The organism is Fibrobacter succinogenes subsp. succinogenes S85 (genome assembly GCF_000146505.1).
GTDB lineage: Bacteria > Fibrobacterota > Fibrobacteria > Fibrobacterales > Fibrobacteraceae > Fibrobacter > Fibrobacter succinogenes.
Genome location: NC_017448.1, coordinates 1,392,568 through 1,417,827 on the forward strand (window position 1 = coordinate 1,392,568; position 25,260 = coordinate 1,417,827).

A 25,260-nucleotide genomic window follows, 5' to 3' on the forward strand; every position below is an offset into this window, starting at 1 on the left:
ATTTCTCCAATTTACAGGGGAAATATAGTAAAGGACAACTTATTCTGCGGGCGACAAACACAAAAGAACCCGACAAGGAATGCCGGGCATAAAAAGTAAAAACTCTAGTAACTAGTAACTATTAACTAGTAACTCATAATTTTTAATAGTGAATCTTTCCTTCGGCAACCTTTTTGAGGTGCTGACCATAAGGCGACTTGCCGTACTTGGCGGCAGATTCCAAGAGCTTTTCCTTGCTAATCCAGCCGTTCTTGTATGCAATTTCTTCAATGGCTGAAATCTGGATTCCCTGACGGTTTTCGACCATTTTCACAAATTCGCCCGCTTCAATGAGGCTATCCATCGTACCTGTGTCGAGCCAAGCAAAACCGCGGCCGAGGAGTTTCACGTCAAGTTCGCCCTTGTCAAGGTATGTCTTGTTGAGGTCAGTAATTTCAAGTTCGCCACGAGCGCTCGGTTTTTGCACCTTGGCAAATCCAGCCACGCGGTTGTCATAGAAATAAAGACCCGTAATAGCGTAATTGCTCTTCGGTTCCTTCGGCTTTTCTTCAACAGAAATCACCTTGCCATTATCGTCAAATTCCACGACACCAAAGCGTTCCGGATCTTCGACGTAGTAACCAAATACGCTTGCACGGCCATTTTCTTCGGCGTTCTTAACAGCAGCCTTCAAAAGCTGGCTAAAGCCGTTTCCGTAGAAAATGTTATCGCCAAGCACCATCGCGCAGCAATCGTTACCGATAAATTCTTCGCCCAAAATAAAAGCCTGAGCAAGTCCATCCGGACTCGGTTGCACCTTGTAGCTCAAGTTGAGGCCCATAGCAGAGCCGTCACCGAGCAAACGCTCAAAGTTCGGCAAATCCGTCGGTGTAGAGATAATGAGAATGTCACGAATGCCCGCCAACATCAATGTTGATAGCGGGTAATAAATCATCGGCTTGTCATAGACCGGCAAAAGTTGCTTCGATGTGACCATCGTAAGCGGATACAGACGTGTGCCGGAGCCCCCAGCGAGTACGATTCCTTTCATAACAATTCTCCTATGATTTCGAAAATAGAAAACTTCTTACGAAAGTTTTTTCAAAAAGTTATTTTTAGCACATTATGGCAGAGCAAAACAAGCGAATCCTCAAAGATTTTTTGAATGAACTGATTGAGAAGTTCAACGGACACCGTTCCGATATTTCATCCGAAGACGTTTTAGAACAATTTATGGCATGGGCCGAAACCCGTGGTACAACGTTGTACCCAGCGCAAGAAGAAGCGATTTTGGAGCTTTTGGACGGCAAGAACGTTATCCTCAACACGCCGACCGGAAGCGGAAAGTCCATGGTCGCGCTCGCTTTGCATTTTGACAGCCTTGTACACAACCGTCGCAGTGTTTATACCTGCCCCATCAAGGCTCTCGTGAACGAAAAATGGATGGCGCTATGCAAGGAATTCGGCGCCGAGAACGTCGGGCTTTCGACCGGTGATGCAACCGTCAACCGAGACGCCCCCATCATCTGCTGCACGGCAGAAATTCTTTCGAACATGGCGCTCTGCGAAGGCGAAACGCTCACCATTACAGACATCGTGATGGACGAATTTCATTATTACAGCGACAAGGAACGCGGTGTTGCCTGGCAAGTTCCACTTTTGACACTCCCGCAATCGAGATTCCTCTTGATGAGCGCAACAATTGGCGCTACGGAATTTTTTGAACGCGACATGACTAAGCATACAGGCCGCGAGTCCGTAACCGTCCGTTCCACGCAACGCCCGGTGCCGCTTGACTTTAGCTACAGCACTACCGAAATTTCGACCGAAGTGCAAAAACTCGTGAACGAAGGCAAGGCTCCTATTTACGTTGTCCACTTTACGCAGGCGGCTGCTGCAAGCAACGCCCAGAACTTTATGAGTCTTGACCTCTGCACCAAGGAAGAAAAAGTCAAGATTAACGAGGCAATTAAAGAAGTCCGTTTTGCAAGCCCGTATGGTCCTGATGTCAAGCGCTGGCTCAAGCAGGGCATCGGGCTGCACCACGCAGGACTTTTACCGAAGTACCGCATTCTCTGCGAAAAACTCGCCCAGCAAGGTTTGCTCAAAGTCATTTGCGGAACAGACACGCTTGGCGTGGGCGTGAACGTACCGATTCGCACCGTGCTTTTTACGCAGCTCTGCAAGTACAGCGGTGACAAGACCGCCATTTTGACCGCTCGCGACTTTCACCAGATTGCAGGCCGCGCAGGCCGTAAAGGTTTTGACAATGTCGGCTACGTTGTCGCACAAGCGCCCGAACATGTCATCGAGAATTTGAAGCTTGAAGCGAAGTCGCGCACGACAGGCAAAAAATTCCAGAAGAGGAAACCGCCTGAACACGGTTACATTCCGTTTGACGAAAACACGTTCAAGCGTTTGATTGAATCCGCACCGGAACCGCTGACATCAAGCTTCCAGGTGAATCACGGGATGCTTTTGAACATCTTGAGCCGCCCGACCGACGGTTGCCGCGCTATGCGAGCACTCCTCAAGGATTGCCACGAAAGTGCAGCCAGCAAGAAGCAGTTGCAGCACCGCGCATTTTTGCTGTTCAGGAGTCTCGTCGAAAAGAAGATTATTGAGTTCGTGCCTGCCGTTGCCGAAGGTTACAGCCACTTGCGCGTGAACATGAACTTGCAAGATGACTTTTCGATGAACCAGCCGCTTTCGCTGTACCTGCTCGACACGCTCCCGAAGCTTGACAAGGATTCGCCGGAATACGCACTGGACGTGATTACCTTGTGCGAAAGCATCCTCGAAAATCCCGAAGCGATTTTGCGCATCCAGCAGAGCAAGGCTCGCGACGCCCGTATGAACGAGCTCAAGGCACAAGGCATGGAATACAACCAGCGCCTCGAAGAACTTGAAAAAGTCGAATACCCGAAACCACTGAGAGACTTTATTTACGACACGTTCGATGCTTTTGCCGACATTCATCCGTGGGTGGACGAAAACATTGAACCCAAGTCCATCGTGCGCGAGATGTTCGAGAATTTCACGACGTTTAGCGGTTACGTAAAGCAGTACAACTTGCAGCGCATGGAAGCGATTTTGCTTCGCCATTTAAACGGCGTTTACAAAGTGCTTTCGCAGACCGTGCCTGACGGCTACAAGAACGAAGAACTCTTGGAAATGCAGGACTACCTCAGCGAAATGATCCGCCGCGTGGACTCCAGTTTGCTCGAAGAATGGGAAAAGATGGCGCACCCGGAAGATTACCAGAAACGCTTGGACGAAGGCGCTTCCGAAGACGAAGTCGAAAAGGCATTCGGTGCAGACAAGGCTGCCGCCGACATTACCTACGACAAGAAGCGATTCCTCAACATGGTACGCCAGCGCATTTTCCAGATTATGATGAGCTTGCAAAAGCAGGACTTTTCGGACGTTCTGGACAGCCTCGCCGACGACCTTGCCGAAGGCGAACTTTTGGCGGATGATGAAGGTACGCCGTGGACCGAGAAGCGTTTGCTTGAAACGATGGCCGCCTACACTGCCGAGCATCACAAGTTCCGCATGGACGTGGAAGGTCGTGCTCTCAGCCATACCATCGTCACGTACGAAGGGAACATTATGCAGATACAGCAAATGCTCCAAGACGAAGAAGGATTCAACGACTGGAGCATTGATTTCACGGTCAATCTCGACGAAAGCCGAGAAGCCGGAATGCCATTGTTAAAGCTTGCAAGAATCGGCGAAGTTTAAGCCTCGCCGGCAAATTCAAAGCCAGCTTCTTCAACTGCAGTTTTTAAAGTCGCCACGTCGATATCATCATCGTCGTGCCATTCCACGTGCAATGACTTGCTCGCGACATCGGCTTCGGCAAATACGACTCCATCGAGCGGGCGCACCGCTTTTTCAACGCACACTTTGCAGTGGCTGCAATTCATGCCGTTCACGCGATACGTTTTAGAGACGGGCTCGGCATGTTCGTGATGATGTTCATGATGGTCATGTTCGCCGTGTTCATGGCATCCACAAGATTCGCCGCATTCGCAGTGGTCATGATCGTGATCATCTTCGCAAGAGTCCGCGCACTTGCAAGAATCTCCGCAACCGCAGCCACAACCGCAATGACCGTCACAACCCTTATGCGCGAACTTTGCATACAGCATGAATGCTGCCAAGAGTCCAGCGCAAACGTAATCAAACACGCCTAAAGCCTCATGTCCATGGCAATCCGCAGCACCTTGCGGAAGCATAGCCGAGAGGAACGTATCCATAAAGAACGTATCAACAATAAAGCCAAAGAACATCGCACCAAACGCAATCGAGAACAAGTAAGCAGCGAGCGTGCGTTTGCCAAAAGCCTTACCGACCACAAGCATCGAAGCGATACTCGTTGCAGGCCCCGCCATCAAAAGCACAAGAGCTGCCCCCGGGGTAATTCCCTTCGCCACAAGCGCGAGCGCAAGCGGAATAGAACCCGTAGCACACGTATACATCGGCATAGCCAAAAGCAACACGCAGACCATACAGAGAATCGGGTATTCACGCAATGCAAGGAACAGTTCATTCGGGACAAATGCAGAAATCAGAGCACCAAGCACAAGGCCAATCATGAGCCACTTGCTCACATCGCCCACCATGTTCACAAGGCCATAGCGGAACGTCTCTTTAACTTTATCCGAGAATGTCGCGGCAGACGCATCATGGTCATCTTCGCAACAACAACCGCAATGTTCGTGTTCATGATGGCGCTCGCCACATTCGCAATGATCGTCATCATCGCGGTCATGATGGTGTTCGTGGTCGTGGTGATGATGTTCATGATCGTGATGTTCGTGCTTTGCCAAATCGCAGTGTACACCCGCAGCCGCATTCCCAGCAGATTCGTTACGATCCGTTTCTCCGCGAGTTGCAAAGTTCGTCAGCACACCGCCAAACAGCGCCGTTACAAACGCCGCCACCGGGCGCAAAATAGCGAACGGGAGTCCCAACAGCGAATACGTCGCCAAGATGGAATCCACCCCCGTCGCAGGAGTCGAAATCAAGAAGCTCACGCTAGCGCCCTTGCTTGCGCCTTCCTTGCGAATTGCAATCGAAGTCGGAATCACGCCGCAGCTACAAATCGGAAGCGGGACGCCAAAAATTGCCGCCCAAAGCACCGATGCAAAATTCGACTTTGCAATTTTAGGCACGTACAAATGATTCGGCACCCAGACATGCAAAATTCCAGCGAGCAAAAAGCCAAGCAGCAAAAACGGAGCCATCTCCGAAAAAAGTGTGATAAACTCCCAGACAAAATCAGTAACCATGTTCATTTTTAGACCTTCTTCTTATGCAAAATGTGAGCAAGCCCCGTATTGAAAATCTCGCCGATATGTTCGTCATCGAGTGAGTAATAAATCTTGCGACCGTCACGAGTCGGCTTCACAAGATTCGCCGTGCGCAAGATACGCAGCTGGTGGCTCACCACGGACTGTTCAAGGTTCAACTTTTCGGCAATGGCACTCACAGACATCTCACCCGAAAGCAACAAATGAATCACGCGAATGCGCGTCGTATCGCCAAAGAACTTGAAAAACTCGGACAGTTCAAACAGCGTATCGAGCGAAATATTTTGCGTATTCGGTTCTTTATGCATACTTATACCTGTTTTAATAGATTAAACATATGAACAACAATTCATATATACATATTTTCATTTAACATGGCAAGGGTATTACCCCCTCCAAAAAGGCCCATTAACATCCATTACGACAATAAGATAAAGTCTTCTTTATTATATTTTCATTACAAGTTAGGGTCCACCACTAGGGACGCCACAAAAAGGAGTTTTTATGAAGAAATTTGCAGCAGGTATTTTGACCGCACTTTGCGCAACAGCCATTGCAACCGCACAGCCGATTGACCAGCCCATTGAAAACGCACCGCAAGCAGTTTCAACGCAAGCAGCCCCGGCTCAAGTAGCCCAGCAAGCAGTCGCTCCTGAAGCACAAAACAACGAAGCCATGCCCATCGACGAACAGCAAGCCGCGCCCGCCCCGAAGAAAAATGCAATCGGCTTCGGCGCACGCGCCTCGTTCATCTACGGTAACTTCTGGGGATTCAAGGACATGGATGACCTGGACGCCCCCAGCGGTTTCGGCGCTGACTTCGGCGTCGCAGCCCACTTCCCCATCACCAACGGGCTCACATTCACTCCGGAAATCGCCTTCCGCCTTTTCTATCTTGATCATGGCGATGACGACTACACAAGAAACTTTGACATGACCTTCCTTGACTTCGCATTTTATGTTCGCGGAGCCATCACAAAAACATTCTACCTTGAAGTCGGCCCGCAATTGTCGATCAACACTAGCGGCGATTACACCATTGAAAACCAGAGCGGTGCTTACGATAATTTCGAAAACATCGAACAGACTCCCGTTGAATTCGGTATCAACATCGGTCTCGGCTACAACGTCCTGGACAACTTAAGCGTCGGTTTCCGCTGGTACATGGGCTTCAACGAAGTTTTCCCTGATGTCAAGTACCTCGACGAACTCGGTCCTGAAGATTATGACGGCTCCAAAATCAAACATGGCGTCAAGTGCTCAATTTCCAACCTGAAGGGCGCCCACACGATGATGTTCAAGCTCGGCATCACTTACTGGTTCATTTAATAAAAAATGCGTTCGCTCCAGTCCTTAAATTTGCAACCGATTCTTTCAACCGAGGGCATGCGTAATCTTGACGCAGCGTCAAAAGAATTTTTAGCAAAAAAGACAACGAGCGAACCTTCTGAAAAAGACGTTATCCAAAGCGGATACACGTTAATGCAAGAGGCCGGGCTTGCGCTATTCAAGTTCGTAAAAAAAAGAATAGGAAACGACTACGGCTACCATAGCGGTCCATTCATCGCCATTTTTATTGGTGGCGGGAACAATGGCGGAGACGGCCTCGTACTTGCGAAGCACCTGTTACAAGCAGGAATCAGAGCTTTCGTTTTCAGCCTCGCTCCAGCAAGCAAATTCAAGAATGAAGCCAAATTAGCGCTTGACGACTTTTTGCAAGCGGGCGGGGAACTTGAAGAATCCGCAAAGTTCGTTGAAAGTTTCGGGAAAAATCTTTATTCTCTTCGCAAAACTTTTCCGTTTGTCGTTGATTGCATGCTCGGCAACGGAGCCAAAGGAGAGCTCCGCTCTGAATATGCAAAGATTGTACAAATCATCAACGAAAGCAGACTCCCCGTTATAGCCGCAGATGCGCCAACCGGTTACGATTCCTCATTGCACATTTGCAACAACATTTGCGTTCATGCAAAAGAAACAATGTTGTTCGGATTTCCGCGTCTGGACGCTTACACAAAAGAAGGCGGTCCCGCATTCGGGAAAGCTGTCGTAGCCCAGCTGAACTACCCCGGCGAAGTCATCAAGCAATTTGATGAAAAGAATTACCTCATCACAGAAGATTCTATTTCGCAACTTTTACCCCAACGTAACGAATGGGGAGACAAGCGCCATCAAGGAACAGCGTTTATCATCGCAGGCTCCAAGGATATGCCGGGAGCAGCCGCGCTCTGCACAGAAGCAGCCCTCCGCAGCGGAGCAGGACTTGTCACGCTAGCTACGACCGAAGCGATTACCCCGATCATACAGGCCAAGCTTTCGGAACCTGTATTTTGCAGTCTTGAAGATAGAGCAGTCGAAAATTGCCGCGACGACGCTCGCAGCAAGAATCATGGAGTCCTGCAACCGCATCACATTCCAACTTTACTGGATCGAGCAAAACATGCAAGCGCAATAGCCATCGGGCCAGGGCTTTCAACAAACTTCGGCACGTTTGAAACAGTCCTCGCATTACTCCCGCAGCTCAAGGCTCCAACAGTCATTGACGCCGACGCCTTAAACGCAATTGCTATGTTGGATGACGCAGAACCCAGATGCGGTATGGTATTTCATGACGAGAAGTCAAAAATTCAGGCGGTCACCGAATACCTGCGCAGTTTACAGCAGCCCGCCATTTTGACACCTCACGTACGAGAATTCGCAAGACTCTTCGGAGAACTTCCAAACAGTAGCATGGCCATCCCGAGCCGCTTAAGAGAAATCGCAACAAATACAAATAAAGTCATTTTGCTAAAAGGCGCGCCAACGTATATTGCCTCGCCCGATGGAAACGTTTACATCATTCCTGTCGCAAATTCTGGGATGGCAAAAGGCGGCAGCGGAGACGTTCTTTCGGGAATTATCGTTGCACTCCTTGCACAAGGTTTGGCCACCCCCGAAGCAGCCGTACTCGGCGCGCTTTTGCACCAGAAAGCAGGCCGCATCGCCCGAGAAGAACTCGGCGCATTCAGCATGCTCCCCAGCGACATCATCAAGAATTTGCACAAAGCGTTTGTCCAAAACAACGCATAAATTTTGAAAATTTTGTTTTTTGCCGTTTTTTACGTGAAAGAGCCATAGATCGGAAGATTATTCACGTAAATTTTTAAACAAATTAAATTCGTATTCTCTAAAAATGGATATTTTTCCAACTTTTAGCTTTTTTCTTACGAATCTAAGCTCCGTTTTCAGCACTTTTATGGATAAAACACCCCCAAAACAGATTTTTAAGCAAAAACATCACAAACAACATTGCAAAATTACGTGAAACAAATCCAAAAGAAACACTTTATCACGTAAATTTCGTCATTTTTCAGAAATTTGATTTTTTCATGGTCTTACACAACAAGCACTTTTCACCCTCCATTTACTTCCTACCACATTCTTTAGTCTCTCGTCTGTAGGGCGAAGCCCGTTCTTTAGTCTAAATTTCTACATTCCCCAGTATGGCAGAAAAGACTTTATTACTTCTCGATTCTTTCGCACTCGCGTTCCGCATGTTCTACGCTTACAGCCAGAACCCACTCGTCAACAGCAAGGGCGAAGACGTTTCCATGATGCACGGCTACTGGGGCGCAGTTCTCCGCATTTTAGCAAAGCACAAGCCCACGCATTTTGCGATCGCCCGCGATGTCGCGCACACAAAGACTTTCCGCCACGAACTTTACCCGGACTATAAGGCCAATCGCGGCCCGATGCCCGAAGAAATGGCAGCCCAGATGCCGCTCCTTTGCGAATCAATGGAAGCGAGCGGCATCCCGCTTTTGTCAGAACCCGGCTACGAAGCCGATGACGTGATGGCAAGCGCCGCCGAAGCCGCCGTGAACGCCGGTTTCGACCACGTCGTGATTATCAGCAAAGACAAGGACATGTCGCAAATCGTGACTGACAAAATCCACCTATTCCATTTGGAAAAAGGCGCCGACGGCATTGATTTTGGACCGCAACAAGTCCTTGAAAAATACGGCATTCCGCCTGAAAAAATCCGCGACTATTTGGCACTCATGGGAGACTCGAGCGATAACGTTCCGGGCGTTCCAAAAGTTGGCCCAAAGACCGCCATTCAGTTGTTGACCGAATACGGCGACATGGACAACATTTACGCAAACCTCGACAACATCAAGAAGAAAGGTTTGCACGACAACCTCGCGAATAACAAGGAACAGGCATTCCTCAGCCGCGAACTCGTGACGTTACAGACAAAGCGCGCTTACCATGGCAACCTCGATGCCCTTGAATTTTGCGGTCTCCACAGCGATACGCTCGAAGGTATTTTTAGGGAACACGAAATCAACAGCCTCATTCGCCTGCTCGAAAACGTTCCGAGCAAGACCGGTTTTGTACGCAAAGACGACTCCGATGACTCCGCGGCAGGTTCCGAGAGCAACGGCACCTCCGATGATGCATCCGGCGACTCTAGCAACAGCAAAGTCGTAAAAGCAAGCTTCCCGGCGGACCTCCCGCCCACCTACATCTGCGTTGATAACGATGAAGTTTTTGAACAGATGAAAAAGGAATTTGACGAAGCGACCGAAATCGGCATCGACACCGAAACCGATGGACTTGACCCGATGCAATGCAACATTGTCGGGCTTTGCCTTGCCGCAGCCGCAAAAGACGGAAGCGTCCCCAAGGGATATTACATTCCGCTCGGCCATACCGACGATATCGGATTCCCTTACCCAGCCGGCAAGGGCGGCAACTTCGACTTTAACGCCACAAAGAAGTGGTTCATCGATTTTTGGAACGATTCTTGCACACTCCCCGGCGACATTTCCGACAGCGGATCCAAGCAGCCCGACAGCGCAAAGCGTTCCCTTGTATTCCACAACGCCAAATTCGACTTACACGTTCTCGCCCGCACCTTTGGACTCACGCAAAAGCAAATCGATTCCGCCAACATCATCGATACGCTCATCGCCGCATGGATGCTCTCGCCAGGCCAAACCGGGCTCGGTCTCGACAATCAGGTCATGCAGCTTTTGCAGCACGAGATGATCCCGATCGAGAATCTCATCGGACGCGGCAAGAAACAAATCACGTTCAACCGCACGCCCATCAAGGACGCGACCGAATACGGCGCCGAAGACGCCGTCTACACGCTCCGCCTCTGGGCTCCGCTCCGCGCCAAGCTCCAGAAGTACGACTACGAAAAGTACTTCTTCAGCCAGGAAATGCCGCTTCTCAAGGTGCTTTACCAGATGGAAGGTGTCGGTGCATTTGTCGACACGAAGATTCTCAAGAAATTGCAGACCGATTTGGAACACCGCATCGAAAAGCTCGAAAAAGAAATCTGCGACATGGCGGGTTGCGAATTTAACATTGGCTCTCCCAAGCAACTCGGTGAAGTGCTCTTTGACACGCTCGGACTCCCCGAAATCAAAAAGCGCAGCACCGATGCCGCCGTCCTTGAAGAACTCAGCTTCCGCAGCGCACACCCGATTGTTTTCGCCGTCATCGAGTACCGCGAACTCAAGAAGATGCAGAGCACCTACGTTTCCGTGCTCCCGACACTCGTGAATCCGGACACCAAGCGCATCCACACAAGCTTCATCCAGTGGGGTACAGCAACAGGCCGCCTCTCGAGCCGCGACCCGAACTTGCAAAACATCCCCGTCCGTAGCGATCTCGGCAAGCAAATCCGCGCCGCATTTGTGCCGCAGAACCCGAACAACGTGATTCTCGCGGTGGACTACTCGCAAATTGAACTCCGCATGCTTGCCCACCTGAGCGGAGATGAAGCGCTCATCGAAAGCTACAAGGAAGGCATCGACATCCACGCCCGCACGGCAGCCGCCATCAACCGCGTAAGCCTCGAAGACGTGACCGCCGACATGCGCCGCGACGCAAAGGTCGTGAACTTCGGCGTGCTCTACGGCATGACCGCCTTCCGCCTCTCCCGCGACCTGAAAATTCCGATGGCACAGGCCAAGAGCTTCATCGATGGCTACTTCGAAATGTACCAGGGCGTACAAAAGTTCATCGACGACACCAAGGCCGCCGCCCACCGCGATGGCTACGTTGAAACGCTTTCCGGCCGCCGCCGCTACATTGCAGGCATCGACAGTTCCGACCGCATGGAATCGCAAATGGCAGAGCGCATGGCCGTGAACACCCCCGTGCAAGGGAGCGCCGCCGACCTCATCAAGATTGCCATGATCCGCATCCAAAAGCGCATCAACGACGAGAACCTCCCGCTCCGCATGATGCTCCAGGTGCACGACGAACTCGTGTTCGAATGCCCGAAGGACCAGGTCGAAGCGCTTTCTGCCATGGTCAAGTCCGAAATGGAAGGAGCAATGGAACTTAAAGTTCCACTCGTCGCGAGCGTCGGATTCGGCAAAAACTGGTTAGAGGCGCATTAAGGCGGCGAATCTCGCCCGCGCCGCCCCAAATGTTCTCAAAAAAAGTTCTCAAACAAATGTGATTTTAACCACGTTTGTTCTTACAAACTTGTTATTTATTTCTATGTAAATAATTTTTCAGTTGCGTTTCAAGCCTTTTTCATATATATTACTAGGCGTACAACGGGTGTATTCTTGAGTGTATGAGAAAAAGGGATGTTTGAGATTGGGCAAAAACGCTCGAAAATGTTCTCAAAAAATTTCTAAAATCACTTAAATTTCACAAAATAAGGCACCCAATCACAAGTCTCAACAAGGAGTCTTAGACATGAGATTGAATACCTTTGGCATCGCATGCAGCTCGCTTCTCATGGCAGCATCAGCATTCGCCGCCCTCCCCAAGGCAACCGCATTGGTCGAACCGATGGGCATGGGTTATAATATCGGCAACACCATGGAAGTGCCGGAAAATCCGACAGCATGGGGTAACCCGCTCCCGACCGCAGGCTACATCAAGGCCATCAAGGCAGCCGGTTTCAACACCGTGCGTATTCCTTGCGCTTGGTATTCCCATTCTGACGCTCTTACCAAAGACATCGCCGCAAACGGCGGTACCGCAGACAACGGCAGTTACACCCACGTAGGCAAGGCCGCCGACTTTACCACCCCGACCATTGACGCCGCATGGCTCAAGCAGGTGAAGGACGTGGTGGACATGGTCATCGCCGAAGGCATGTACGTCGTCTTGAACTCCCACTGGGACGAAGGCTGGCTCGAAGACCGCGTTTATGAAGGCACGGCCAATCCGCGTAGCGGTTCCGGCGACATCGCCAACTCTTCCGCAACGACAAAGGCCCGTCAGGCCGCTTTCTGGTCTCAGATTGCTTCTTACTTCAAAGACTATGATGAACACCTCCTCTTCGCAGGCGCCAACGAACCGGGCGTGAACGACCCGTGGGGTTCCAGCGGACAGTGGGTATTCGACGACTCCCGTATGCAGATTTTGAAGGGCTACTACGACGCATTCATCACTTCCGTGCGTAGCGCAGGCGGCAACAACGACACCCGCACCTTGATTGTGCAGGCTCCGCGTACCGAAATGGACAACGCTCCGATGCTCAGCAAGAACTGGCCGACCGACCCGGCTGGCGATGGCTACATGATGGCCGAAGTCCACTATTATCCGTATCAGTACTCCCTCATGACCGCTGACGAAGATTGGGGCAAGCAGTTCTACTATTACACCGGACTTTCCAGCACGAATGACAAGGAACACAACATGGGCTGGAACGTTTACAGCAAGAGCATCGACAACTCCGCTCTCGGCACCCCGAACCAGATTGCAAAGGCTTTCGGCGAACTCAAGACGATGTTCTGCGACAAGGGCATTCCTGTAATTATCGGTGAACTCGGCGCCATCAAGCGCACCGGTCAGATTACCGACGCCGCAAACCTCAAGCTCCATTTGCAGGGCCGCGCCCTCTTCTACGGCGAAGTCGCTAAGAACGCCAAGGCTAACGGCATCGTTCCTTACGTTTGGGACACCGGTGCTGAAGACGACGGCAACATGACCATCATCACCCGCCAAAAGGGCACCTACGAAATTCTCGACCCGGATGTCTTGAACGCATTGCAGAAGGCATACGGCATGGAAGGCAACAACAAGAGCAACCTCGACAGCCTCGTCAAAGAAAACGAAGTTCCTGAAACCGCAGACGGCAAGGGCGTCCTCATCACCTACACGAGCAAGACCGCTGACTCTAGCGAAACCGGCACGCTCCGCATCAACCTCTCCGGCACCGCTAAGGATCTTTCCAAGTACGTCGGCCTCGAAATTCGCATGAAGGGCGAAGTCGCTTCTGCAGGTCCTTGCACTGGCGCAAGCGACGGCTGCGGCGAATACGGCTGGACCTCCATGGACCTCTTCATGATGACCGGCAGCGCATGGGCATGGTTCGACGCAAGCCTTTTGGAACAGGCCGACCAGCAGCTCGACGCCACCACATTCCAGACATTCAAGGTTTTGTGGACCGATTTCCGCACCGAACCCACGGGCCTCAACTCTGCTAACGCTATTGGTCTCAACCTCTACGGCACACAGGTTTCCGGCACCATCACGGTCGACTACATCAAGGGCATCAAGGCTGACGGCTCTACCGTTATCATCGATGACTTTGACAAGAAGCCCTCTACCGAAGGCACCGCTTCTAGCAAGATCGTCGCCGTCTCCGGTTCCGGCTCCTCCGCCATCAAGGCAGTCGCCGCCAAGGCAACGGGTCTCCGCCTGAACGTCGCTCAAGGCTCCGTCACGGCAATGTTCAATGCCAACAGAGCTACTCGCGGTACGGCTATGCTCATGAACTCCATGGGCCAGGTCATCGCTCAGAAGAACTTCAACGCCCACGTCGGTGCAAACGAAGTCCAGTTGAGCACAAGTGCACGCGGCGCTGCAGTCCTCATCGTCAAGATGGGCAGCCAGAAGAGCGTACAGCAAGTCCGCCTCCGCTAACTTAAACCCCCTTGCATGTTGGAGTGTTTACAGCAAGGGAATAACAGAGAGACAAATCTCCTGTTGTTTTGGGGAAAGGGCCCGGCAATCGCCGAGCCCTTTTTCTTTTCCTCCTAACAATTTTCCGCTTTCTATTTTCCGTTTTCTATTCGCGATTCGTTCCAAGCGCTTTCAGGAAGAAGTTTCCTTTATCGCCCGCTTTACCCGTTATAATGAACCTTATGGTAACGACTCGCTTGAGCACATTTTCAACTGTAGTTTTATACTTTTCGCCATTCGGGACTTTGTCCAGGTAAGCTTGTTTAAAATCGTCCCACGCATAACACATGGTCGATTCTCCAGAAGTCACCGGTAACGTTACAGATGGCCACTTGTAAATTTCATAGTCATCTTCTTCAACGACAAATCCTGCCGATGCCGTATCGAAATCCACCTCCAGCGAAACAGGATCCAAATCGAGCACTATGGGAATATCCGTTTTATAAGTAACGCAGACGCCGTTCCAGTTTGTGACATCGACAGCCTTGACCACGCCCGATTCATTATTCGCCAGTTGGAAACCGAAGAGCGCCACCGGATCCACCTCAGCCGTCCCAACAAGCTTGACACTACTGCACAAGCCACCACACTCATCAATCACCTGTTCAAAGTAAAAACCTTTATGGTCATCATACGCCTTGTACTTCCACCAGCCAAAAGACGAATTTTGGTCCGTATAGTCATACCATTTGCCCCTTGCTAGAGATTTCCAGGAATTATCCGCATAGAGCCCCGTCTTGACGGTCTTATCGCCCGCAGCTCCGTCCCACAGGTCCGCAGGATTTACCACAGCCGGTTCCGCACTTGACGAACTTTCACCTTGCTTTGCCTGAAAATCCGCAAGCGTTCCCAAGCTCTTGATATTGAACTTGTACTCTCCAGGAGAGGCTGAGATCACAAATCTGAATGCGACCAGTTGCTTAGCGGCCTTTTCTCCAGAATTTTCAAGCCAGTATTCCGGGACACCCGCAACGGCGGCAATCCAAGCAGGATACTTAAAATCGCTCCACTTAAAGCACTTTGTCACAGGGCCCGTAGTCACCGTCTTGGGCAAGGCAACCGCAGGCAAGGCTTCTCCAAGCAACGCATTCACGGAATCGCCCAAATCCAATTCCAAAGCGGGCGCCGCCTCCGATTCGTACGTCATGCAAACGCCTTTCCAGTCCGTAACATCAACAGGAACAGGCTTACCATTGTCATCCTTTGCAAGCGTAAAGCCAACACCCGCAAACGGATTATAGGTCAAAGAATACTTCGCCAAAGATACGGTTCCGCAAATGCCATCGCACGATTCGACAACGGTCCGTTCATCCTGTACACCGACCAAATCAGTCGGCCAGACCACAGAAGACGTTCCACCCTTTTCAGCATCCGTTTCCAAAGTCCAACGACCATCCGCTTTTGCATTCGCGGGAAGCTTTGCGGCATAGCGAGCGACATTGAGCGAGAAGCCGCCCGCGCTCGGATTCCACAAGTCGCCTTCGCGAGCATCAAAAGAACTGGACGAAGGAGTATCCACCGAACTTGATGAAAGCTCCCCAATTGTATTCGGTTCGACCGAAGTTCCGACAAGGCGGCCGTTATCATCGGAACATGCCACAAGCGCAATTGCCGCCGCACCGCACGCCGTATAAAGTTTCTTATTCATATTCCCTCCCTATTTGCGATTCGTTCCAATCGACATAATATTGAACTCATACATCCCAGGTGCAGACTGCATCTTGAAATTCACCTTCGCCAAATGCTTGGATGCCAGCACACCAGCGCTATCCAGCCATCCAGAAGTTTTTAGCCAATCCTGGTCTACATTAGGTGAAGATTTCGCCCACGAAGGCAATTTAAAATCACTCCATTCAAAGCATTTTTTGTTAAAGCTTGCAGACTTCGAAAGAGGCGCTGCCGGCAAAGCGAAGCCAAGCAAAAAGCTTAACGAATCACCTACATCCAGTTCAACATTAAGCGAAATAGTCGACGTATAGCTAACGCAAATTCCACCCCAATTCGAAACATCAAGAGGGATAGATTTGCCCGCCCCATATTCATCAATCGCCAACGAAAATCCAATAACCACATACGGCTGGTAAGACAACGTTCCCTCATCCAAGACAGCCGTTCCGCAGACACCTCCGCAATGATCAATCAACGGTTCAATCGCACCTTCATTAAAGTCATCGCCAAAATCCACTGGCCAGTACACATCGGACTTGCCCCCATCAATGGTATCAGTAGCAAAGAACCAGACCCCATATTTCACGTCATCCCTGCGCGATTCAACAAAGCTTCCGACATCAACATCTACAGTATACCCGTTCCACAAATCTCCATCGCCCGAAGGAAGCGTGCAACACGGGAAGAACGAAGAACTGCTCGAGTTGCCAACCGATGATGAAGACAAATTCATACAGCTATCAACGCGGTCCAAAAGGACCTGTTTTCTGGCAAGTGCATTTTCTTCAACAATATCATCATATCGCGATTTCACAGACGCAAATTCTGGAGAATAACGGAACGAGCCATCGGCACATTGCATTATCTTGGGCTGTGCATTGTCGCAAGGCAGATTCTCCGTCGTGATGAGAGGCATTTCCAATGTAGAACGCATCCACATTGCATTGACGCATGTATTTTCTGCTAACAAACTTTGGCCCCAAATACCCCTAGCCTCATCAACCGCATTCAAATGCCCTAAACGGGTACCTTCATAGGCGGCATTGGAATCCGCATAATTGCACTCGCAGAAATGTTCAACAACAGTCGGAATAAGGCAGGATTCATCAACTACTGGGAGGTTTTCACCGTCCAACGCTCTTCGACCGTTCGCAGTAGCAAAGCGCCCGAATCGAACAATCTTAAAAGACAAAGTTGACTTATCGTAATAGCCGTTTATCTTAAAGTGGACTCCAACTAAATGCTTTACCGCATTTTCAACGCTAACGGCAGGCTCACCATCACGTACAACGTTTTTGGCATAATTCGCAAAATCGGCCCACGCAAAGCATTCTTCACGATAATCCAAGTCGTTCAATTTTTCATTGACCGTAGTTCTATTCAGTATTACTCTATAAATTTCATCACCCAACAAAGCATTGACAGAATCGCTAAAATCAAGAGACATCGTGATTAAGCCGTTTGACGCATAGCCCACGCAAAAACCGCCTAACCCACTAGCGTCAACTTCATCAAATCGCCCAAATGCGTTTTTACCTGCCATGCTAAAAGCGATATCAACGGACGCAGGCTTTTCCACACTCATAAATTCATAGTCAAAACCATTTACGCCATCAACCGCATTAAAACGCGCCTTGCCGCAAATAGAACCACCACAAAGTTCAATCACATCGCTCATGGCCAAAGAATCGTAATCTTGTCGAGCAGTTCCCGTCCATAAAACACTTGGAATCAGAACTTCGTTTGTATCCAACGTCCAATACCAAATGCCAGACGTATTCGTTCCGTTATCAAAACCAGTATGGACGCGGTTTCCAGATTCCGGATTCCACATTTCAGCAAACCAGTCGCAACCGGCAGGCGCATTTTCCATTTCAGACACGCGACATAGTCTTGGTTGACCATCCCTCGGGAAAGTCCCGCTGCTCGACGAATAACTTGACGAGCTAAGCGCAATCGTATTCGGTTCCACCGATGTCCCAGAGACACTATCATCCGAACAGGCGGTAGCCCACAACGCTAGCGCCACAGCACCGCACGCCGCATAAAGTTTATTCTCCATTTTACGCCTCCTCTTTTTTCACAATTTCCTTTGACAGCGGAAACAGCTGTAAATTCAACCTGTAAACTTGCGTGATATCGCTACATTCATTTGCAATTTCAGTAATCTTTTTGCGGCACTCGTCAAGTACTGCGACAATTTTTTCGTACGCCTCACGATTCACGCCCATCGTAATTCCCGTAACGTTTCGCACGTCCGGCGCAAAGCGGTTCAGAGAATCTACCGCCAAATTTCCCATGGCACGATGCATGGAGCGGATGGCAAGCGGCAATCCTTCCTTGGAGCCCTCCACAGACTTTTCAGTTTGTTCGTAAACATTCTCGCGGACTTGTTTCAGGAATCCTGCACGTTCCAGGAAAGAGAGCGACTTGCGGACATCTAGCGCTGAAACATCTTGCGCACAGGCTTTTGCAATATCGCCCGGCATCGCTCCCGGCATCAAAGGCGCCAACTCTCGCACCACCGGATTTTTCCAGGTATCGTAATACTCAAACGCATCTTTATCTACAATGCGGACCTTATGAGACAAAGCCATTGAATTCATTTGTTCCAAGAACTTTTTCTTTTGTTCGTCATTCTTGGCATTACCAAACTGCACCATCGTTTCAAAATATTCGACCTCGTAACCCACAAGCCCAATCGCCTGGGCCACACGACCCATGGTCACCTTGCTCAAATTCGTCTTGCCTTCGCAAACCATCTTGAGATACGACGGCGAGACAAAACCCGCAATTTTGGCAAACTCGCGCCACGAGAACGCAGAAGTTCTCTTGCGCTCTTCGTAGTAGTCGCTCAAAAAAGCGTGGTAGTCCTGATATTCAACAATCGGCTTCATACTTATAAATATACCTTTCCGACTATTTCCACGTCAATATTTTATAGTACAATTTCTTTAAAATTCCTCAATTTTAAGCAATTTTATTTAATATAAAAACACAATTTTATACTATATAGTACATCCCGTACTGTATACGAAAATCGCCGCAGTTTTACCTGCGGCGACTTTTAAAAAGCAACTAGAATCGCGGGCGCGAAATGCGCTGATTACCAGATCTTGTCGAACTTCTTCTTGTTCTTTTCTTCGTCCTTCTTTTCCTGAACGATGGCGTCGATGACGGCGGCCACCGTCAGGTTGAAGATATCGTGGACAGAAGCGTCGGAGTCGGTGAAGTGCACCGGCTTGTTCAAGCCCATCTGAACAGGACCGATGGATTCGCCAACGCCCATTTCCAAAAGCATCTTGCAAGTGGTATTTGCAGAAGAGAGGCACGGGAAGATGAGCGTGTTCACGGTCTGGCCCTTGATCTTGTTGAACGGATACTTCGTGTCACGAAGGTCCTTGTCAAGCGCCACGTTCACCTGCATTTCACCATCGAGAACATAATCCGGATACTGTTCGTGAATCGTCTTCACGGCTTCGCGGACCTTGTTCACGGTGCCACGAGCAGCTTCCTTGTCGCTACCGAAGTTTGCGTAGCTGAGCATAGCCATCACCGGTTCGTGAGCGAAGAAGCGGACAGCGTCGTGCGTGAGCTTCACGATATCAACGAGCGTTTCGGCATCGGGGTCGCGGTTCACAAGCGTATCGGCCAAGAAGAACGTACCCTTCTTAGTGCTGAGGATATGCATAGCGCCGAAGTGCTTGTATTCCGGACGAATACCGATAATTTCCTTGGCGAGTTCAATCGTTTCGGAGTACTTGGAATAGCCACCGGAAATGAGAGCATCGGCATCGCCGACCTTCACCATCATCATACCGAAGTGGTTCGGTTCGAACATGTCGTCACGTGCTTCTTCGAAGGTCACGCCATTGCGGCCGTTTTCTTCGGCGTAGATAGCGGCGTAGTTGCGGCGGCGTTCGAATTCTTCCGGAGAACGCGGGTTCACAATCTTGATGCCCGTGAGGTCGAGCTGTTCGCGCTGGGCAATCATCTGGATGCGTTCCGGGTTACCAAGCATAATCGGGTGTGCAATGCCTTCGGCCTGAGCCTGGACAGCGGCCTTGAGCATGTTGAGGTTGCTTTCGGCAAACACGACGCGCTTCGGGTTGCTGCGAGCGGTATCGCTGAACTGACGGATGAGCTTGTTGTCATAACCCATCATGTCGCGGAGGCGATCGTAGTAAGCGTCCCAATCGGTAATCGGCTTGCGGGCCACGCCACTTTCAATAGCAGCCTTGGCAACAGCGATAGAAACTTCCGTGAGGAGGCGCGGATCGAGCGGCTTCGGAATCAAGTATTCCTTGCCAAACGTGAAGCGCTGTGAGTTGTATGCAATGTTCACCACATCCGGAACCGGCTTGTGAGCGAGAGCGGCAATCGCGCGGACAGCAGCGTGCTTCATGTGTTCGTTAATCGTCGTTGCACGCACGTCGAGAGCGCCACGGAAGATGTACGGGAAACCGATAACATTGTTCACCTGGTTCGGATAGTCGCTACGGCCCGTTGCAAAGATGAGGTCGCCACGGCTTGCCATAGCTTCTTCGTAGCTGATTTCCGGAGTCGGGTTTGCAAGCGCAAAGACAATCGGCTGGTCGGCCATGCTGCGGACCATTTCGCGAGTAAGGATGTTACCCTTGGAGAGGCCGACGAACACGTCTGCGCCCTTCATGGCATCTTCGAGCGTTTCGATATCGGTGCGTTCCGTTGCAAAGAATGCCTTTGCTTCGGTGAGGCCCTTGCGGTCCTTGCGGATAACGCCCTTGCTATCGCACATCACAAGATTTTCCTTCTTGAGACCGAGAGACAAGTAGAGGCGTGTGCAAGCACAAGCGGCAGCGCCAGCGCCGTTCACAACCATCTTCACGTTGCGAATGCTCTTGCCAGCAACTTCGATTGCGTTCAAGAGGCCTGCGGAAGAAATGATTGCCGTACCGTGCTGGTCATCGTGCATCACCGGAATATCGAGTTCAGCCTTGAGCGTGTCTTCGATTTCGAAGCATTCCGGAGCCTTGATGTCTTCGAGGTTGATGCCGCCGAACGTTGGGGCAATACCCTTCACGATTTCGATAAACTTCTTCGGATCCTTTTCGTTGATTTCGATGTCGAACACGTCAATGCCCGCATAAATCTTGAAAAGCAAAGCCTTGCCTTCCATCACCGGCTTACCAGCGAGTGCGCCAATATCGCCGAGACCAAGCACAGCCGTACCGTTACTGATCACAGCGACGAGGTTACCCTTGCCCGTGTATTCGTAAGCGAGGTTCTGGTCTTTTTCGATTTCAAGACACGGTGAAGCCACGCCCGGCGTGTATGCAAGGCCCAAGTCCGTCTGCGTGCTGTGCGGCTTGGTAGGCACGATTTCGATCTTGCCCGGCTTGCCCATGGAATGGTATTGGAGAGCCATTTCCTTTAAGTCTTTTCCCATTTCGTTCTCCTGTGAGTCATAACTTTTTTCAAGCGCAAATTTAGAAAAATTTACACAACAATAAAAGGGTGCCAAAAATGTGTTTTTTGTTACATTTTTACCCAAAATTGCTATAGTTAAGCCGCAAATAAGACTTTTAGCTCCCATACGACGCGCGTATTACAAAAAATGAAACAAAACATCAAACAGACAGTCCTCGAAAACGGAATTACCATTTTAACAGATTACATGCCGCACGCCTATTCTGCAGCCGTCGGCGTTTGGGTCCCGCGTGGGAGTCGCCACGAAGCAAGCGATGAATTCGGGCTCAGCCATTTTTACGAGCACCTCGTTTTCAAGGGAACCGAGAACCGCACCGCACTTGAAATTGCGCATGCAATCGAAGACCGCGGCGGGAATCTCGAAGCGTACACGACACGCCAAGAAACAGGCTTTTACGCGCAAGTTGAAAGCAGCGATATGCCGCTTGCCATCGACGTGATTTCGGACATGCTCATGCACCCGCGCTTCGACAAGAAAGAAATGGAAAAGGAGCGCCACGTCATCATCGAGGAAGTCCACAGCTACGACGACATCCCCGAAGAACTCGTGGGCGACATCTTCAATGCGATTCATTTCAAGGGTTGTGGTCTTGCACATTCCATCACCGGAAACGTGAAGCAAGTTCAAGCTCTTACGCGCAAGCAAATGCTCAAGTACGGGCATCAAGTCACCGACGAAATCCCGCTTTACGTTTGCGCTTCGGGTAAAGTCAAGCACGAAGAACTCGTAGAACTTTGTGCTAAAAAATTCGAACAAAAAAAGATTAACGGAATAACACCCGAAGACATCTACACGCCAAATCAAGGCATCAAGATTGTACAGAAAAGCGACATTACGCAATCGAACCTTTTCTGGGGTTTAAGCTTTGACCGTTCGCAGATGAGCGACCGTGACCGCAGCGCGTTTTCGCTTTTCAATGTGGCTATGGGCGCAGGCATGGCATCGCGCTTGTTCCAAAAAATCCGCGAAGACAAAGGTCTTGCCTACTCCGTGTACTCTACCGCAGACCTTTACAAGGACTGCGTGGACTGGGGCATTTCGCTTGCGACCGAGCCGCACCAGCTCAAGACCGCCCTTGCGCTTTCCATCGCCGAAGTCAAGAAGTTCCTGCGTCACGGGTTCATCAAGGATGAACTCGAACGCACCAAGACGAATATCCTCGGCGGACTCCACCTCGGTGCAGACAGTCCCGAAAAGCGCGTAATCCGCATGGCGGAACAGACGCTCCACCTCGGCGAGTTCCACACCATGGAATACGCCGAAAAGCAAATACGTTCCATCACCGAAGACGAAGTCCTCGCAACCGTCAACCGTTTGCTCAGCACGGCAAAATATTCCATCGCCGTCGTCGAACCCAAGAGCAAAAAGAAGACCGTCCTCGACGTGGATTTGTTCTAGCACGTGTCACCCCGGACTCCGTTCCGGGAACGGTATTTTCAACGCAAATACAAAAAGTACCCCGCCTTTTCGGGCGGGGTACAATTTCTCGCGTTTTCGCTAAGTCAGGACTTAAGCAGCCTTCACGATTTCGACGACCTTAGCAAATGCTGCCGGATCGGCGACGGCGGAACACGACCGCATGCTCATTGATCAAAAAACGAGACTCCGACTATTCGCATGCTCTCGCCTACATCGCCAGCTTACGCCTGGCGACTCCAGCTCACACTTGGCCATCGCCTTAAATGTAAAAACGCCCCACTCGCAAGGAGCAGGGCGAATTTCTCGCGTTTTCGCTAAGTCAGAACTTAAGCAGCCTTCACGATTTCGACGACCTTAGCAAATGCTGCCGGATCGGCGACGGCCAAGTCAGCGAGAACCTTGCGGTTCATGTTGATGTTAGCCTTGGAAAGCTTGTAAATGAACTGGCTATAGCTGATGCCGAATTCACGAACAGCAGCGTTCAAGCGAGTGATCCACAGAGAGCGGAAATCACCCTTCTTGTCGCGGCGGTGTGCATAGGCATACTGACCAGCGTGGGCAACGGCGTCAATAGCAAGGCGAAGGTTCGACTTGCGGCGGCCATAGTAACCCTTGGCGGCCTTGAGGATTTTTTTGCGGCGTTCGCGGGAAGGAACTCTAGTTTTTGCGCGTGGCATTCTTACTCTCCTTATGCTACGACAAGCAGACGCTTGACATGATAGGTATCGACTTTCTTAACGAGAGCGCCCTTACGAAGGTTACGCTTACGCTTAGTGTTCATCTTAGCTTGAATGTGGCGCATACCAGCGCGCTTGAACTTGACATGGCCGGAACCAGTCACGCGGAAGCGCTTCTTAGCACCGCTGTGAGTTTTCATCTTAGGCATTTTTACCTCGTAGGTTAATAGTTAAGCCTCACCTGCTGCCTTTGGCTCGGTTACGGGCTTCGGTGCCTGGTCTTGTTTCTTACCGGCACCACGTTTTGGACCGTAGATAGAAAGCATTGTGTTGCCTTCCACCCGCGAATCCATTTCCAAATCGCCAAACGGAGCCAAGTCTTCCTTGGCGCGTTCCATAAGGCGCTTGCCGTAGTCCATGTGCGCCATTTCGCGTCCACGGAACTGCATGATAAGTTTCACCTTCATACCGTCCTGCAAGAACTCGCCAGCCTGCTTGATGCGGTACTGGTAGTCGTTCTCGGCAGTCTTCGGATGCATCTTGATTTCCTTGAGCTTCACCACGTGCTGCTTGGCCTTTGCAGCCTTAGCCTTCTTCAGTTGTTCGAACTTGTACTTGCCGTAGTTGATGATGCGGCAGACAGGCGGCTTAGCATTCGGGGAGACTTCCACAAGGTCCAGTCCGGCGTCTTTCGCCATCTGCAATGCCTTGCTCGTCTCGATGATGATAGCTTCGCCATCTTCTTTCACGAGACGAATCGGAGAGATATGGATATCTTCGTTGATACGGGTCCCATCGCTGGGACGGTTGGGCATGCGACGATCGCGCGGATTAGGGAACAAGTATGCTACCTCTGATATGATTGTTTTGTTATTGCGAGCGTAAATTTAGAATTTTTTTCATATTTTTCCAACAACTTTTTTTAAGAACCCCTTTAAAAAGCGCAATATTTTTGTATAATTGTCCATGCTCGCGGCGGTAGCTCAATGGTAGAGCCTTAGCCTTCCAAGCTAATGGTTGCCGGTTCGATCCCGGTCCGCCGCTCTTAGACCTCTTTTTCGAGAGGTCTTTTTTTATTCAACGGGATGCCGGGGTTGCCATACACGCGGACTTTCACTTCCACGAGATTTTCAACTTGCGTTTGGCGTTCGCGCAATCCGTCAAATAAGAATCCATCAGTACCTGATACGGAATGCCAAGTTCCTCGGCCATATTCTTGAAATAGTCGATAGTTTCAACATTCAGCCTGATTGTAATTTGCTTCTTGAGAACTTTGGCATACGGGTTCTTCACCGCCTTCATTTTTGAAAAATCATATTCTTTCTTCATAAGCATTCTCCTTTTCTCGCGTTCCAATAATATTGAAATTCCTTCTTTGTAGCTTTCCGAGCACTGATTATACGATTAACCAAAACATTGGGATTCAAACCATTCCATTCAGTAAAGATGACAACTAGAGTTCTTAAACAAGACGACAGCCCTATAAGAATAGACCTATCTTCCTGTGCTGAATGTTCCACATCAAAGAACACCCTCGCATATTCATCTTCAAAGCAAGTTTTAGCCTCCTCAAATGAAACATCATGCTTCTTTTGATTAATCGCATTTTTCTTTTCATCCCACGCGAATTCTATTTGCATACAGCACTCCGCGTCATAATTATAATATAATTATTAAATTTAAAACAAGCAACTTTAGCTTTATCACAAGTACAAACTTTAATCATTATAAAGTTCCCTTTTTACGGACCGCGCCGTAACGCAGCAGAGAATCAAACCCCTACCATACTATATACACGCTTTTT

Annotated in this window: 18 protein-coding genes and 1 tRNA gene; 7 read left to right on the forward strand and 12 right to left on the reverse strand. The window is 50.1% G+C overall.

The genetic code is table 11. From position 1 onward, the window contains the following. Window positions 1-142 precede the first annotated feature (142 nt). A complete protein-coding gene (gene rfbA, locus FSU_RS05800) occupies window positions 143-1,030 on the reverse strand; it encodes a glucose-1-phosphate thymidylyltransferase RfbA (RefSeq protein WP_014545539.1) in 888 nt (295 codons plus the stop codon). A gap of 74 nt (window positions 1,031-1,104) precedes the next feature. Between rfbA and FSU_RS05805 the strand changes: the two genes are divergently transcribed. Then, window positions 1,105-3,723 (forward strand): DEAD/DEAH box helicase, encoded by a 2,619-nt coding sequence (locus FSU_RS05805; protein WP_014545540.1) that lies wholly within the window; start codon window positions 1,105-1,107, stop codon window positions 3,721-3,723. On the opposite strand, the gene FSU_RS16465 is transcribed toward FSU_RS05805, so the two are convergent. Then, entirely contained in the window at window positions 3,720-5,282 is a 1,563-nt protein-coding gene (locus FSU_RS16465; RefSeq protein WP_015731821.1) for an SO_0444 family Cu/Zn efflux transporter, read from the reverse strand. The two genes, FSU_RS05805 and FSU_RS16465, sit on opposite strands and share 4 nt — an antisense overlap. 2 nt (window positions 5,283-5,284) lie before the next feature. Next, on the reverse strand, window positions 5,285-5,605 hold the full coding sequence (locus FSU_RS05815; RefSeq protein WP_014545542.1) for an ArsR/SmtB family transcription factor: 321 nt from the start codon (window positions 5,603-5,605) through the stop codon (window positions 5,285-5,287). A gap of 196 nt (window positions 5,606-5,801) precedes the next feature. Here FSU_RS05815 and FSU_RS05820 point away from each other — a divergent pair, with 196 nt between their 5' ends. From FSU_RS05820 to FSU_RS05835, 4 genes are all read left to right on the forward strand, one after another. After that, the gene (locus tag FSU_RS05820) at window positions 5,802-6,626 is read left to right on the forward strand and encodes a porin family protein (RefSeq protein WP_014545543.1); all 825 of its coding nucleotides are present in this window, start codon (window positions 5,802-5,804) and stop codon (window positions 6,624-6,626) included. A 57-nt stretch (window positions 6,627-6,683) separates the two neighbouring features. Continuing rightward, complete coding sequence (locus tag FSU_RS05825; RefSeq protein ID WP_167530844.1) at window positions 6,684-8,363, forward strand: NAD(P)H-hydrate dehydratase; 1,680 nt, start codon at window positions 6,684-6,686, stop codon at window positions 8,361-8,363. Between the two features lie 413 nt (window positions 8,364-8,776). Then, entirely contained in the window at window positions 8,777-11,695 is a 2,919-nt protein-coding gene (gene polA, locus FSU_RS05830) for a DNA polymerase I (RefSeq protein ID WP_014545545.1), read from the forward strand. 307 nt (window positions 11,696-12,002) lie between these two features. Then, window positions 12,003-14,183 carry a glycoside hydrolase family 5 protein gene (locus tag FSU_RS05835; RefSeq protein ID WP_014545546.1) on the forward strand — a complete coding sequence of 727 codons (2,181 nt, stop codon included), beginning with the start codon at window positions 12,003-12,005 and terminating at the stop codon, window positions 14,181-14,183. Window positions 14,184-14,328: 145 nt separating this feature from the next. Here FSU_RS05835 and FSU_RS05840 read toward each other — a convergent pair whose 3' ends face one another. The 4 genes from FSU_RS05840 to FSU_RS05855 all read right to left on the reverse strand — a co-directional run bounded on the left by FSU_RS05840 (window position 14,329) and on the right by FSU_RS05855 (window position 21,318). Next, window positions 14,329-15,870 (reverse strand): hypothetical protein, encoded by a 1,542-nt coding sequence (locus tag FSU_RS05840; RefSeq protein WP_014545547.1) that lies wholly within the window; start codon window positions 15,868-15,870, stop codon window positions 14,329-14,331. A 9-nt stretch (window positions 15,871-15,879) separates the two neighbouring features. Then, the gene (locus tag FSU_RS05845) at window positions 15,880-17,952 is read right to left on the reverse strand and encodes a hypothetical protein (protein WP_014545548.1); all 2,073 of its coding nucleotides are present in this window, start codon (window positions 17,950-17,952) and stop codon (window positions 15,880-15,882) included. Window position 17,953: 1 nt separating this feature from the next. Beyond that, a complete protein-coding gene (locus FSU_RS05850; RefSeq protein ID WP_014545549.1) occupies window positions 17,954-18,787 on the reverse strand; it encodes a TIGR02147 family protein in 834 nt (277 codons plus the stop codon). 209 nt (window positions 18,788-18,996) lie between these two features. Continuing rightward, window positions 18,997-21,318, reverse strand: coding sequence for an NADP-dependent malic enzyme (locus FSU_RS05855; RefSeq protein ID WP_014545550.1), 2,322 nt, complete (start codon window positions 21,316-21,318; stop codon window positions 18,997-18,999). A 168-nt stretch (window positions 21,319-21,486) separates the two neighbouring features. Here FSU_RS05855 and FSU_RS05860 point away from each other — a divergent pair, with 168 nt between their 5' ends. Next, on the forward strand, window positions 21,487-22,758 hold the full coding sequence (locus tag FSU_RS05860; RefSeq protein ID WP_014545551.1) for a M16 family metallopeptidase: 1,272 nt from the start codon (window positions 21,487-21,489) through the stop codon (window positions 22,756-22,758). 347 nt (window positions 22,759-23,105) lie between these two features. On the opposite strand, the gene rplT is transcribed toward FSU_RS05860, so the two are convergent. Genes rplT through infC form a run of 3 tightly spaced genes read right to left on the reverse strand, consistent with a single transcriptional unit; the run spans window position 23,106 to window position 24,271 of the window. Further along, window positions 23,106-23,456, reverse strand: coding sequence for a 50S ribosomal protein L20 (gene rplT / locus FSU_RS05865; RefSeq protein WP_014545552.1), 351 nt, complete (start codon window positions 23,454-23,456; stop codon window positions 23,106-23,108). Window positions 23,457-23,467: 11 nt separating this feature from the next. After that, window positions 23,468-23,665: a 50S ribosomal protein L35 gene (rpmI, locus tag FSU_RS05870; protein ID WP_014545553.1), complete on the reverse strand. Its 198-nt coding sequence runs from the start codon at window positions 23,663-23,665 to the stop codon at window positions 23,468-23,470. Window positions 23,666-23,686: 21 nt separating this feature from the next. Beyond that, on the reverse strand, window positions 23,687-24,271 hold the full coding sequence (infC, locus tag FSU_RS05875; protein ID WP_014545554.1) for a translation initiation factor IF-3: 585 nt from the start codon (window positions 24,269-24,271) through the stop codon (window positions 23,687-23,689). A gap of 157 nt (window positions 24,272-24,428) precedes the next feature. Between infC and FSU_RS05880 the strand changes: the two genes are divergently transcribed. Further along, a tRNA-Gly gene (locus FSU_RS05880) sits at window positions 24,429-24,500 on the forward strand. A gap of 69 nt (window positions 24,501-24,569) precedes the next feature. Here the strand turns inward: FSU_RS05880 and FSU_RS05885 are convergent. Continuing rightward, window positions 24,570-24,785, reverse strand: a complete 216-nt coding sequence (locus FSU_RS05885; protein WP_015731824.1) for a CopG family antitoxin — start codon at window positions 24,783-24,785, stop codon at window positions 24,570-24,572. Then, window positions 24,782-25,096, reverse strand: a complete 315-nt coding sequence (locus FSU_RS05890; RefSeq protein WP_015731825.1) for a BrnT family toxin — start codon at window positions 25,094-25,096, stop codon at window positions 24,782-24,784. Before FSU_RS05890 ends, FSU_RS05885 begins: the two co-directional genes overlap by 4 nt. Window positions 25,097-25,260 lie beyond the last annotated feature (164 nt).

What these genes read in the sequence shown, in the direction of transcription:
- rfbA (WP_014545539.1), bottom strand. Translation starts at nt 1,030, where the DNA reads ATGAAAGGAATCGTACTCGCTGGGGGCTCCGGCACACGTCTGTATCCG.
- FSU_RS05805 (WP_014545540.1), top strand. Translation starts at nt 1,105, where the DNA reads ATGGCAGAGCAAAACAAGCGAATCCTCAAAGATTTTTTGAATGAACTG.
- FSU_RS16465 (WP_015731821.1), bottom strand. Translation starts at nt 5,282, where the DNA reads ATGAACATGGTTACTGATTTTGTCTGGGAGTTTATCACACTTTTTTCG.
- FSU_RS05815 (WP_014545542.1), bottom strand. Translation starts at nt 5,605, where the DNA reads ATGCATAAAGAACCGAATACGCAAAATATTTCGCTCGATACGCTGTTT.
- FSU_RS05820 (WP_014545543.1), top strand. Translation starts at nt 5,802, where the DNA reads ATGAAGAAATTTGCAGCAGGTATTTTGACCGCACTTTGCGCAACAGCC.
- FSU_RS05825 (WP_167530844.1), top strand. Translation starts at nt 6,684, where the DNA reads ATGCGTAATCTTGACGCAGCGTCAAAAGAATTTTTAGCAAAAAAGACA.
- polA (WP_014545545.1), top strand. Translation starts at nt 8,777, where the DNA reads ATGGCAGAAAAGACTTTATTACTTCTCGATTCTTTCGCACTCGCGTTC.
- FSU_RS05835 (WP_014545546.1), top strand. Translation starts at nt 12,003, where the DNA reads ATGAGATTGAATACCTTTGGCATCGCATGCAGCTCGCTTCTCATGGCA.
- FSU_RS05840 (WP_014545547.1), bottom strand. Translation starts at nt 15,870, where the DNA reads ATGAATAAGAAACTTTATACGGCGTGCGGTGCGGCGGCAATTGCGCTT.
- FSU_RS05845 (WP_014545548.1), bottom strand. Translation starts at nt 17,952, where the DNA reads ATGGAGAATAAACTTTATGCGGCGTGCGGTGCTGTGGCGCTAGCGTTG.
- FSU_RS05850 (WP_014545549.1), bottom strand. Translation starts at nt 18,787, where the DNA reads ATGAAGCCGATTGTTGAATATCAGGACTACCACGCTTTTTTGAGCGAC.
- FSU_RS05855 (WP_014545550.1), bottom strand. Translation starts at nt 21,318, where the DNA reads ATGGGAAAAGACTTAAAGGAAATGGCTCTCCAATACCATTCCATGGGC.
- FSU_RS05860 (WP_014545551.1), top strand. Translation starts at nt 21,487, where the DNA reads ATGAAACAAAACATCAAACAGACAGTCCTCGAAAACGGAATTACCATT.
- rplT (WP_014545552.1), bottom strand. Translation starts at nt 23,456, where the DNA reads ATGCCACGCGCAAAAACTAGAGTTCCTTCCCGCGAACGCCGCAAAAAA.
- rpmI (WP_014545553.1), bottom strand. Translation starts at nt 23,665, where the DNA reads ATGCCTAAGATGAAAACTCACAGCGGTGCTAAGAAGCGCTTCCGCGTG.
- infC (WP_014545554.1), bottom strand. Translation starts at nt 24,271, where the DNA reads ATGCCCAACCGTCCCAGCGATGGGACCCGTATCAACGAAGATATCCAT.
- FSU_RS05885 (WP_015731824.1), bottom strand. Translation starts at nt 24,785, where the DNA reads ATGAAGAAAGAATATGATTTTTCAAAAATGAAGGCGGTGAAGAACCCG.
- FSU_RS05890 (WP_015731825.1), bottom strand. Translation starts at nt 25,096, where the DNA reads ATGCAAATAGAATTCGCGTGGGATGAAAAGAAAAATGCGATTAATCAA.